Origin of the sequence: Mycobacterium sp. NPDC050853, assembly GCF_040653875.1 — a bacterium.
Lineage (GTDB): Bacteria > Actinomycetota > Actinomycetes > Mycobacteriales > Mycobacteriaceae > Mycobacterium.
This window is the reverse complement of record NZ_JBFAGW010000007.1, coordinates 244,796-255,190: the sequence shown is the minus strand read 5'-3', so window position 1 is coordinate 255,190 and position 10,395 is coordinate 244,796. Positions and strand designations below refer to the sequence as shown.

Sequence of the window (10,395 nt, the reverse complement as noted above, 5' to 3'; positions counted from 1 at the left end):
TGGGGCTCCCCTTCTTTGTCGATGTAGTTGATATCGGCGACGGTTCCCGGCGGACCGTAGATTTCGTACATCACACGTTTGGGCTTGGAGTTGTTCTTGTCGTCGGTCATGCTGCCGGCATAGGTGGGCAACTGTTGTGAACCGAAAATGCCGCGAATTCGCCATACCGCAAAGCCGGCAATGGCGATGACAAGCACCATCACCACCGGGATCCAAGCCCGCTTCAAAACGCTGAGAATCGTAAAACCCCTTCACCCGTTGGCGTTTCGCGAGGCGACGCCGTTCACTGGCCCGAACCTGGCTCAACTACTGATCGGATTCCGCACCCATCCGCCCGCTCGGCAGGGCGACGCAGCAATCGCCGCGCGGCGGCTCCTTCGAGCGTGCGATACCCGGGCGCAAGAGACCGGACATTTGTCGAAGTAAACCATGCCTAAGGTCGGAACAGTTGGCTCCCTTCCAGCGCGTTTATCGGGATCTTTAACGCATACCACGTGCGTAACGCACGCTACCGGGTGGTTCGCAACGTCGCAAATCACACGCCGTGCGTTATCCTCAGCGAGTGGCGCAACTGACATTCCAGCGCGCCCGCACCGACGAAAAGAAGCGTCAGCGGGCGGCGGCGATTGTGGAAGCCGCACGCTCGATGGCTGTGGAATCCGGTGTCACCTCGGTGACGCTGACCGCGGTCGCCAATCGCGCCGGGGTGCACTACTCCGCGGTTCGGCGCTACTTCAGCTCCCACAAGGAAGTGCTGCTGCACCTGGCCGCCGAAGGTTGGACCCGCTGGTCAGACACGGTGCGTGCCTCGCTTGATGTACCAGGACGCGGCTCCGCTGCCGGTGTCGCCGAAGCGCTCGCTCACGGCCTGGTAGACGATCCCCTGTTTTGTGATCTGCTGGCGAACCTGCATCTGCACCTCGAACACGAGGTAGATGTCGAGCGCGTCGCCGAGGTCAAGCAGATCAGCAACGCCGCCGTGATTTCGATCGCCGAATCGATCGAACGCAGCCTCCCCGAAATCGGTCGTACGGGTTCACTGGACATCCTGGTGGCCGCCTTCTCGCTCGCTGCGATGCTCTGGCAGGTATCCCATCCTCCGGAGGGGCTCGAGCACGACTACCAGAGTGAACCCGGTGTCCCGCCAGACTGGAATCTCGACTTCGAACCGGCGTTGACCAGGCTCTTGACAGCGACGTGTATCGGAATCGTCGCGCAGGCGCGCTGAAGCCGGCCGCTCAGGCGGTCCATCCGGTCTCGGCCGCCCACGCCAGTGCGCGCGGATACGCCCGTGCGAACCAGGGTTCCTTGGCATCCACGTAGGCGGCGGGATCACCGTCGACCGCAGCAGCTGCGTGCTCGGCCGCTTGTTTGACTGAAAGGTATTCGGCCCGCGCCTGTTGATCCGCGCGCAGCCAATCCCGGAAAATCAGAGCGAATCGCTGACCCGGCCACCCGTCCACTCGTACATGCACCAGCGCCGCACGCCCCGGATCGGCGGCGGCGTGAATTCGCTTGCCCCATTTGGCGGTCTCGGTGTCATGCGGGTCATCTGTGGTGATACCCGCAATCGGCGGCAGCCCGATATCGGCCAAGGGATCAGCCAGTGCATCGGCCACCTCGAGGGACTCGACGGTTACCTGGATATCGATAACATCCTTGGCATCCAATCCGGGCACGGCGGTCGAGCCGACATGATCTATCCGCAGCGCCTTCGAACCGCAGGCCACTGCGATCCGGTTTATTGCACGCTGTGCCTGTGTCGGCCAACTGGGATCGGCGGGCGCCAGCACCGGTTCCCACTGTGCCCGCTGCCGTGTGCGTAGGTTGTGCGCATACGGCAAGAGCCGCTCGGCCCACAGGCCGCGTACCGTCTGCGCCAATGTCTCGGGGTCACCCGAATTGTCCAGCCACACATCGGCGATGGCGCGGCGTTGTTCCTCGGTGGCTTGGGCGCCAATACGTGCACGGGCGTCCTTCTCGTCCATCCCACGGTGAGCGACCAGGCGCCGCACTCGCGTTTCCGCATCCGCATGCGCCATCAGGACCAGGTGATAGAACGGCGCGAGCGAGTTCTCGGTGAGCAGCGGAATATCCTCCACCACAACGGTGTCAGCCCCCGCTGAGGCCATCAACTCTGCCCGACGTGCACCCGCCAACGGGTGCACAATCCCGTTGAGCGTGGCTCGATGCTCATCATCGCTGAAGGCAATCGCTGCAAGCGCGGGGCGATCGAGAGCACCGTCGGGTCGCAGGATCGAATCCCCGAATGCCTCGACCAGCGCCGCCAGCCCGCGGGTTCCCGGTTCCACCACCTCACGCGCGATGACATCGCTGTCGACGATGAAGGCACCGCATTCGGCGAGTGTCCGTGACACCGTGGACTTCCCCGCACCGATCCCGCCGGTCAGACCGATCCGCAACATGTGGGGCAGTCTGTCACAGCGTCCGCGTCGCCTGATCACCAGCACCGGCGAGTCACCTGTGGTCATGGGTGGAAAGCGCTTCGCGGCAACGTGATTCCGGGCTTTTGGTGCATAGGAAAGGGGCCCCGGTCGCAATGACCGGGGCCCCTCTTTGTCTACAGCTGAATTACGCGTTGCCTGCCAGCTTCTCGCGCAGCGCAGCGAGCTGCGCGTCGCCGGCGAGCGAGCCACCCTGCGGAGCCGAATCCTCGGACCGCGAGGAGCTGCTCGAGGACGCTGCCGAGGCCTCTGCCTCGGCAGCGGCAGCGGACTTCTCCATCTGAGTGGTGTGCATCTTGTGACGACGCTCGGCCTCGGCGTACCGGGCCTCCCATTCGGAGCGCTCCTTGTCGTGACCCTCGAGCCATTCGTTGGTCTCGGCGTCGAAGCCCTCCGGGAAGATGTAGTTGCCCGCGTCGTCGTAGCTGTCGGCCATGCCGTACTTCGACGGGTCGAACTCCTCGGTGTAGTCCTCGTTGGCCTGCTTGAGGCTCAGCGAGATGCGGCGACGCTCCAGGTCGATGTCGATGACCTTGACCATCGCGTCATCGCCGACGCCGACAACCTGATCCGGCACCTCGACGTGGCGCTCGGACAGCTCGGAGATGTGCACCAGACCTTCGATGCCCTCTTCGACGCGGACGAAGGCGCCGAACGGCACCAGCTTGGTGACCTTGCCCGGCACAATCTGGCCGATCGCGTGGGTGCGCGCGAAGTGGCGCCACGGATCTTCCTGAGTTGCCTTGAGTGACAAGGAAACCCGCTCGCGATCCATATCGACGTCGAGCACCTCGACGGTGACCTCGTCGCCCACCGTGACGACCTCGGACGGGTGGTCGATGTGCTTCCAGGACAGCTCCGAAACGTGCACCAGGCCGTCAACCCCACCGAGATCGACGAAGGCGCCGAAGTTGACGATCGAGGACACGACACCCTTGCGGATGGCTCCCTTGGTGAGCTGGTTCAGGAACTCGCTGCGCACCTCGGACTGGGTCTGCTCCAGCCAGGCGCGGCGGCTCAGCACCACGTTGTTTCGGTTACGGTCGAGCTCGATGATCTTGGCCTCGATCTCCTTGCCGATGTACGGCTGCAGATCGCGGACACGACGCATCTCGACCAGCGACGCGGGCAGGAAGCCGCGCAGGCCGATGTCGAGGATCAGGCCGCCCTTGACGACCTCGATGACGGTGCCCTTGACGGCCTCGTCCTTCTCCTTGAGTTCCTCGATCGTGCCCCACGCGCGCTCGTACTGAGCACGCTTCTTGGACAGGATCAGGCGACCTTCCTTGTCCTCCTTGGTGAGGACCAGGGCCTCGATCTCATCGCCCACGGAAACGACCTCGTTGGGGTCGACATCGTGCTTGATCGAGAGCTCGCGGGAGGGGATGACACCTTCGGTCTTGTAACCGATGTCTAGAAGAACTTCGTCGCGGTCAACCTTGACGATGGTGCCTTCGACGATGTCGCCATCGTTGAAGTACTTGATCGTCTTGTCGATAGCAGCGAGAAAATCCTCGGCCGAGCCAATGTCGTTGATGGCTACTTGGGGCGAGGTGACGGTAGGACTTGGCATGTGTGGGGTTGCTCCGGACAAGTTGTGTAGTAGGGACAGATCTGGCACAGCTAGCTTTAGCTGTGGGCGTGCTGGTACCTCCGCATGTTGCGGCAGAGATGCGCTTTACCTTACTCGACTGCCCTCCACCAGCACAAACCCGGTCGTCTCGGTAGGTGTTTACACCAGCTGGTTACCGCTCCCGAGCGTGCACTCGCCGCTACTCTTCGGTGGTGTCCTACGCACCCGCGCCTGCACCCATGCCGCCCATGCCCGGATTCCCCCAGCGGATCAGGAAGGTGGGGGCACCGATCGCTCTCATTATCGTGCTTGCCCTGGTGACAGGGTTGATCATCATCGGACTGCTGGCCTCCAACGTTGTCGGCGCGACGATCGGGCTGGTCCTCTCGAGCATCGCGATCGGTGTCGTCGTCCTCTCCTATCTCTGGCTGGATCGGTGGGAACCGGAGCCCTCAAGGCTGCTCGTGCTCGCCTTCGTCTGGGGCGCGTCACTGGCCGTCGTCGTCTCGGTCGCGCTCGAACTGGCCTTCGGCTCTGTCCTCGACCCACAAGGCGGTACCAGCTTTTCGTCGATCGCAATCCGCGCACCATTCATCGAAGAGGCTGCCAAGGGCCGCATTTTTGCTGCTCATGTTGACGGGCAGCCGCCGCCGGGAACTCAACTCGCTCACCGATTGCCTGGTTTACGCGGGCATCACGGCCGCCGGGTTCGCATGGCTGGAAGACATCGCTTACATCGGCAGCGGCAACACTGTCGGTCAATCGCTCCTCACCGCGATACTGCGGCTGGGCTTAGGCCCATTCGCCCACTCGCTGTTCACCACCATGACCGGAATCGGCATCTACTACGCCCTGCAGCAACGCAGTGCTTTCGCCAAGTTCTTGTGCATCGCGGTCGGCTACCTCGCGGCGGTGTTCATGCACGGCCTCTGGAACGGCTCGTCCTTCCTCGGGTTCGAGGGGTACCTCGCGGTGTACGCGCTATGGATGGTGCCGATATTTGTGCTGATGATCGTGGTCGGAGTACGCAGCCGCCGTAAGGAGCAGCGCGTTGTCGCAGAGAAGCTGCCCGGCATGGTGGCTGCCGGACTGGTCACTCCCAATGAGGCCACCTGGCTGGGCTCACTCAAGGATCGCAAGCACGCCATTGCCGAGGCCAAACGAATCGGTGGGCCTCCCAGTGGATCCGCGGTGAAGAACTTCGCGGCGCAGGTTGTGGAGCTGGCATTCGTCCGCGATCGCATCGAACGCGGTTCCCGCGACCCGCGAGACGTCGAAATGCAGACCGAGGAGGCGTATGGGGTCATGGCCGCTCGGGCTGGCGCGCCGGTCTTGCAAGCACTCTCGGGATACCGCGCATCCTTCACGGGGTAGCGTGATCAGAGGTCAACGGCGATCAGGAGAATCATGTCCGACACTGCAGAAAACGCCCTGCTAGACGTCCTCATCGTGGGTGCTGGGATATCCGGCGTCAATGCCGCCGTCCGGCTGAGCGCGGCGGGCCGCAGCTTCCACATCGTCGAAGGCCGCGAACGTATCGGAGGAACCTGGGATCTGTTCCGATACCCGGGAATTCGCTCCGATAGCGATATCTACACGCTCAGCTTCGGATATCACCCCTGGCATGAACGCAACACCATCGCCGACGGGGCCGATATCCGCGACTACCTTGAGCATGCCGCCCGGGATTACGGCATCGACAGCCAGATCACCTTCTCCGCCAAGGTCACCGGCGCCGATTTCCGTACCGATACCGATACCTGGACGGTGCGGGTGGACACCCCGACGGGACCGACGACCTATCAAGCCCGATTCCTGTATCTGTGCACCGGCTACTACAACTACGACGACGGCTACACCCCCGAATTCCCGGGGATCGACGACTTCTCCGGGCAGCTGATCCATCCCCAGCATTGGCCGGAGGATCTGGACTGCGCGGGTAAACAGATAACGGTTATCGGCAGCGGCGCGACGGCCATCACTCTGGTGCCCTCATTGGCGCGCGCGGGCGCGAAGGTGAGCATGTTGCAGCGCTCCCCGAGCTACGTCTACCCCATCAGTCGGGCTGATCCGATCGTTAGCGTCGTCCGAAAAGTGTTACCGGCCAATATTGTTCAGCACTTTGCGCGCATCTGGCTGGGCGGATTCAGCTGGATGATGTATCACGTCTGTCGTCGGGCGCCCGGATTTGCCAAATGGTTCATCAGACGGCGGATCTCCAAGTTGCTACCCGCCGACTACCCGGTAGACGTTCATTTCAAGCCGCGCTACAACCCCTGGGATCAACGCGTATGCGCCGATACCGACGGGGATCTCTTTGAGGCCATCAGTGCCGGCGGTGTCCGCATGGTCACCGACACCATCGACTCCTTCACACCATCGGGCATCCGGTTGGGATCCGGCGAGGAACTGCGCGCCGATGTGATCATTACCGCAACCGGTCTCAACCTTCAGATATTCGGCGGTATCGCATTGAGCGTGGACGGCACCCCGGTCGATTCTCCGAATCGGTTCATCTACAAGGGATATCTGATCGAGGGGGTGCCGAACGCCGCATGGAGCGTCGGCTACACCAATGCGTCGTGGACTCTGCGCGCCGATCTGAGCGCACGGGCCGTCGTGCGGCTTCTCGACTATATGGACAGCCGTGGTTACACCCATGCGTATCCAGACCGACATGGCGAGGAGCTTGAAGCGCGCCCGTTCTTCAACCTGTCATCGGGCTATGTCAGCCGCGGCGAGGACCACATGCCCCGTTCGGGAGTGAAGGGTCCATGGGCCATCCGACACAACTATGTGCTGGATGTCCTTGCGTTCCACCGTGACCGAATGGATGAAAACATGCGATTCGGCGCAGCCAAGTCGAAGGCCGTGTCCTCGGCCGCCTGAACCCTGGCCGCCTTAAACTGTCGGGGCGATCTCCGAATCGCCAAGCTCTGCTAGGTGTCTCAGGACCCGAAGGAACGCATCGCGATCCGCCGAAGACACTCCGGCCAGTATTCGCTTTTCGTTGTCTTGAATCGCTTTCTGTGCCGCCGCAACGGTTTTCCGACCGCTGGCGGTCAACGACAACAGATTGCTTCGCCGGTCACCGGGGTCGGGCTGGCGATTGATCATCTTTCGATTCTGCAGATCGTCGAACACTGCGATGATGCGCGTGCGGTCGGCGCCGATGGCGTCGGCCAGACTGGCTTGGCTGCTCGCCTCGTTGTCCCTCAGTGCCGTCAACACGATGTAGGCCCACATGGTCAGGCCGTGCTTCTCCAGGTGCGGTAGTTCCGCACGCGTCAACGATCGGCCGAGCGGGACCACTAATGCCGCGAGGTCCGGCCGGCCTTCTGGTGTCTGTTGCGCCACGGACAACACAATAGCCGACCATCGCTGATCATATTCTTGATAAATCATATGCATGTGCATATGATTTATCGCATGATGCAAGCCAGGGACCGCAAGGTAGTCGTCGAGCGGGTCATCGACGCCAACGCGCAACGGATTTTCGACCTGCTCGCCGATCCGGCGGGCCATACCGTGATAGACGGCACCGGTGCGGTGCAGAATCCCGTGCTTGACGCGCCCGCTCGGCTCTATCTCGGCGCGAAGTTCACCATGGGCATGCGTACACGGCTGCCCAATCTGGCTCCCTCCTCCCTCGTTCAGGTGATGGTTGCGCTCACGCATCACGGTCGGCTCACCAACGTCGTGAGAGAGTTCGAAGAACCACGCCGTATCGCCTGGCGAAACTTCGGCAAGCACATATGGCGTTACGAGCTGGAACCATTGACGGACGAGCGAACGTTGGTGCGCGAAACCTTCGACTACTCAACGAATATCGCGCCATGGCTGCTCGAATTGGCCCGGTTCCCCGCCGTCAACCGCCGCGCCATGGAGGAAACGTTGGACAGGCTCGCCGATGCTGTCAGCATGAAGGTATGACGGACCTGCTCTGGCCCTAATCTCTCGCTGGATGAGCGCCACTCGGCGGTACAAACACCGCCGCGCACTCACCTGGACCTCTACACGCATGACCAGCCCGGCGAAGTGGAACGGCTCATAGAACTCGGGGCGACTGGCCACGCCCGGACGGTGCCGATTTCGTCACCTTGGAGGATCCCGAGGGGAATCGGTTCGACGTCGTGCAGTTGCGCTGAATCACTTGTGCCACTTTGGTTTCTGGAGTCACAGGCATCGAGGACTTGTCGGTGGGTCAAGTTATTATTCGAACATGGGTTCGATTGGGGTGTTGGAGGCGGCGGCCGATGCCTTTTGTGCTGAGTCGGTTGAGGAGCTGACCGCCGTTGAGGCGTTGGCGGTGATGGCGCGGTTGGAGGTGGTGCAGCGCCGGTTGTCTGCCAAGGGGTTGGGTTTGGTTCCCGCGGTGACAATCCAGGCCTGCCCGGTGGAGCTGGGTGGTATGTCGTTTCCGGAGGTGATTGCGCGACGGCTGCATATCGGCAGGGGTGCGGCCCGTCGCCGGATCGCCGACGCCCAACAGCTCGGCCCGCGGCGTGCGTTGACCGGTGAGCGGCTAGAACCGGTGCTACCGAATGTGGCTGCCGCACTGGGTCGAGGTGAGGTCGGCGAGGAACACGTCCGGATCGTGCGCTCGTTTTTTGATCGGCTGCCGGTGCTGGTCGACATGCCGACCCGCGAAGCCGCCGAAGAACAGCTCGCCGTGTTGGCGGCCCGGTTCGGTCCCGAATCGTTGCGCACCGCCGCCGATCGCATGATGGCGTTGTTGAATCCCGACGGCGAGTTCTCCGATATCGACCGCGCCCGGCGCCGCGGGGTGACGATCGGGCGACAGGGTTTCGATGGGATGTCGGCGATCTCGGGTCTGTTGGATCCGGAAACCCGCGCCTACCTCGATGCCGTGTTCTCCAAGCTCGCCGCCCCCGGCATGTGCAACCCCACCGATGAAAGCCCCATCGTGGACGGGGAACCCGCACCCGAGGCTGCCGAACAAGATCGGCGCAGCAACGCCCAACGTGGCCACGACGCCCTGCGCGCGGTGCTGCGATCCACCCTCGCCTCCGGAGCACTCGGCTCCCACCACGGCTTACCGGTCACCGTTGTCGTCACCACCACCTTGACCGAACTGGAATCAGCAGCAGGTGTAGCGGTCACCCGTGGCGGCACCCTGCTACCGATGCGCGACCTGATCCGCATGGCCGCTCACGCCCACCACTACCTGAGCATCGTCGACGACGACGGCCGCCCCCTCTACCTCGGACGCACCAAACGCATCGCATCGGCCGATCAGCGGATCGTGCTGCACGCCAAAGACCGCGGCTGCACCCACCCCGAATGCACTATCCCCGGATACCTGTGCCAGGTCCACCACATCAACGAATGGGCCACCGGCGGCCCCACCGACATCGACAACCTAACAAGTCATTAATCTGCCCGCTCAATGTCATTGCCGGGTCGGCCAGTTTCTAACGCGGCAAAGGTGGACGAGTGTTGCTACATGTGTGGTGTCGCGCGGGTGCTATCTACATGCCATCGTGACGGCTGTTTAAGGGTGGTTCCTCGGTGTCATTGACTATGTTTCGGGAACCGGAGTTAATGCAAGGTGGTCGACTTGGGTTGGGAGTATGGTTGGGTAGGTTGCCGCTTGTCGAGGATGGGACCGGAGGTTTTGATGTCGGTGCCCGCGGATGATTGGTCCAGGCAGTTCGCCAAGAGGTTGCAGCATCTTTTTGAGACTGTCTACCCTGCCGGTCGAGGCCCACTGTCACTGAGTGAAGTCTCTGCCGGCCTCGCGGCAAAAGGCGTTGAGGTATCGGTGCCTTACTTATCGCTTCTGCGCAGAGGCGAAAGGGTTAATCCTGCGCCGGAGATTGTGGCTGCGTTGGCCGAGTTTTTCCAGGTAAATCCTGCATATTTCTACAATACCGAGTATGCAGAGTCTGTTAACAGAGACCTTGGCTGGTTGGTCACACTACGCGATTTGGAAGTTCGCGAGATCGCGACGAGAAGTTACGCCTTATCGGCTGAGAGTCGCCGCGTTGTAGCGGACATCGTGGAGCGGTTGTGCGACGTAGAAGGTGTGTCATCGGACGGGCCGCAATCGCTCGATGATTGATTTATGCACTCGAGTTTGTAAGATTCCGCGATTGTGAGTATCCACAGTTTGTCGCTCATCGATGAAGGTGTTGACAAGCAGAGTACTTCTTGTTTCGCTGCCGTTTTGTTAGCGAGCCACTTAGCGACACGGTCAGCATGCTGAATTGTGTCGCCGTGGCGATGTTTAAGGACCAATGGGGTTCCGCGCTGTTGGGCGGTTAGGAATAGTCCATCTTGGACTTGCGATACGTAGTCGTGGACACGATCCGTCAACCGATCTTCACGGGATAT

The 10,395-nt window shown here is 62.0% G+C and carries 9 protein-coding genes and 2 pseudogenes; 7 read left to right on the top strand and 4 right to left on the bottom strand.

Going from position 1 to position 10,395, the window contains the following annotated elements; translation table 11 throughout:
• A partial coding sequence (locus AB0H22_RS21355; RefSeq protein WP_358148771.1) for an MmpS family transport accessory protein occupies positions 1 to 227 on the bottom strand: 227 nt, incomplete at its 3' end.
• A gap of 335 nt (positions 228 to 562) precedes the next feature.
• Between AB0H22_RS21355 and AB0H22_RS21350 the strand changes: the two genes are divergently transcribed.
• Complete coding sequence (locus tag AB0H22_RS21350; RefSeq protein WP_180750034.1) at positions 563 to 1,228, top strand: TetR family transcriptional regulator; 666 nt, start codon at positions 563 to 565, stop codon at positions 1,226 to 1,228.
• A gap of 10 nt (positions 1,229 to 1,238) precedes the next feature.
• Here AB0H22_RS21350 and coaE read toward each other — a convergent pair whose 3' ends face one another.
• Together coaE and rpsA are read right to left on the bottom strand one after the other, a co-directional pair.
• Entirely contained in the window at positions 1,239 to 2,426 is a 1,188-nt protein-coding gene (gene coaE, locus AB0H22_RS21345; protein ID WP_358148769.1) for a dephospho-CoA kinase, read from the bottom strand.
• 166 nt (positions 2,427 to 2,592) lie between these two features.
• Positions 2,593 to 4,038, bottom strand: a complete 1,446-nt coding sequence (rpsA, locus tag AB0H22_RS21340; RefSeq protein WP_180750032.1) for a 30S ribosomal protein S1 — start codon at positions 4,036 to 4,038, stop codon at positions 2,593 to 2,595.
• A gap of 209 nt (positions 4,039 to 4,247) precedes the next feature.
• Here rpsA and AB0H22_RS21335 point away from each other — a divergent pair.
• Positions 4,248 to 5,412 (top strand): annotated as a pseudogene (locus AB0H22_RS21335) (PrsW family intramembrane metalloprotease).
• Positions 5,413 to 5,445: 33 nt separating this feature from the next.
• Positions 5,446 to 6,927 (top strand): NAD(P)/FAD-dependent oxidoreductase, encoded by a 1,482-nt coding sequence (locus AB0H22_RS21330; protein ID WP_358148767.1) that lies wholly within the window; start codon positions 5,446 to 5,448, stop codon positions 6,925 to 6,927.
• Between the two features lie 12 nt (positions 6,928 to 6,939).
• Here the strand turns inward: AB0H22_RS21330 and AB0H22_RS21325 are convergent, their stop codons facing one another.
• Positions 6,940 to 7,395 (bottom strand): MarR family transcriptional regulator, encoded by a 456-nt coding sequence (locus AB0H22_RS21325; protein WP_358148765.1) that lies wholly within the window; start codon positions 7,393 to 7,395, stop codon positions 6,940 to 6,942.
• Between the two features lie 72 nt (positions 7,396 to 7,467).
• Here AB0H22_RS21325 and AB0H22_RS21320 point away from each other — a divergent pair, with 72 nt between their 5' ends.
• From AB0H22_RS21320 to AB0H22_RS21305, 4 genes and pseudogenes are all read left to right on the top strand, one after another.
• Complete coding sequence (locus AB0H22_RS21320; protein ID WP_358148763.1) at positions 7,468 to 7,971, top strand: SRPBCC family protein; 504 nt, start codon at positions 7,468 to 7,470, stop codon at positions 7,969 to 7,971.
• 27 nt (positions 7,972 to 7,998) lie between these two features.
• Positions 7,999 to 8,310 (top strand): hypothetical protein, encoded by a 312-nt coding sequence (locus AB0H22_RS21315; protein WP_358148791.1) that lies wholly within the window; start codon positions 7,999 to 8,001, stop codon positions 8,308 to 8,310.
• A pseudogene (locus AB0H22_RS21310) lies at positions 8,261 to 9,427 on the top strand (HNH endonuclease signature motif containing protein); the annotation flags it as partial. The gene AB0H22_RS21315 and the pseudogene AB0H22_RS21310, both read left to right, overlap by 50 nt.
• 252 nt (positions 9,428 to 9,679) lie before the next feature.
• Positions 9,680 to 10,123 (top strand): helix-turn-helix transcriptional regulator, encoded by a 444-nt coding sequence (locus tag AB0H22_RS21305; protein WP_358148761.1) that lies wholly within the window; start codon positions 9,680 to 9,682, stop codon positions 10,121 to 10,123.
• Positions 10,124 to 10,395: the final 272 nt, after the last annotated feature.

What these genes read in the sequence shown, in the direction of transcription:
- coaE (WP_358148769.1), bottom strand. Translation starts at nt 2,426, where the DNA reads ATGTTGCGGATCGGTCTGACCGGCGGGATCGGTGCGGGGAAGTCCACG.
- rpsA (WP_180750032.1), bottom strand. Translation starts at nt 4,038, where the DNA reads ATGCCAAGTCCTACCGTCACCTCGCCCCAAGTAGCCATCAACGACATT.
- AB0H22_RS21330 (WP_358148767.1), top strand. Translation starts at nt 5,446, where the DNA reads ATGTCCGACACTGCAGAAAACGCCCTGCTAGACGTCCTCATCGTGGGT.
- AB0H22_RS21320 (WP_358148763.1), top strand. Translation starts at nt 7,468, where the DNA reads ATGATGCAAGCCAGGGACCGCAAGGTAGTCGTCGAGCGGGTCATCGAC.
- AB0H22_RS21305 (WP_358148761.1), top strand. Translation starts at nt 9,680, where the DNA reads ATGTCGGTGCCCGCGGATGATTGGTCCAGGCAGTTCGCCAAGAGGTTG.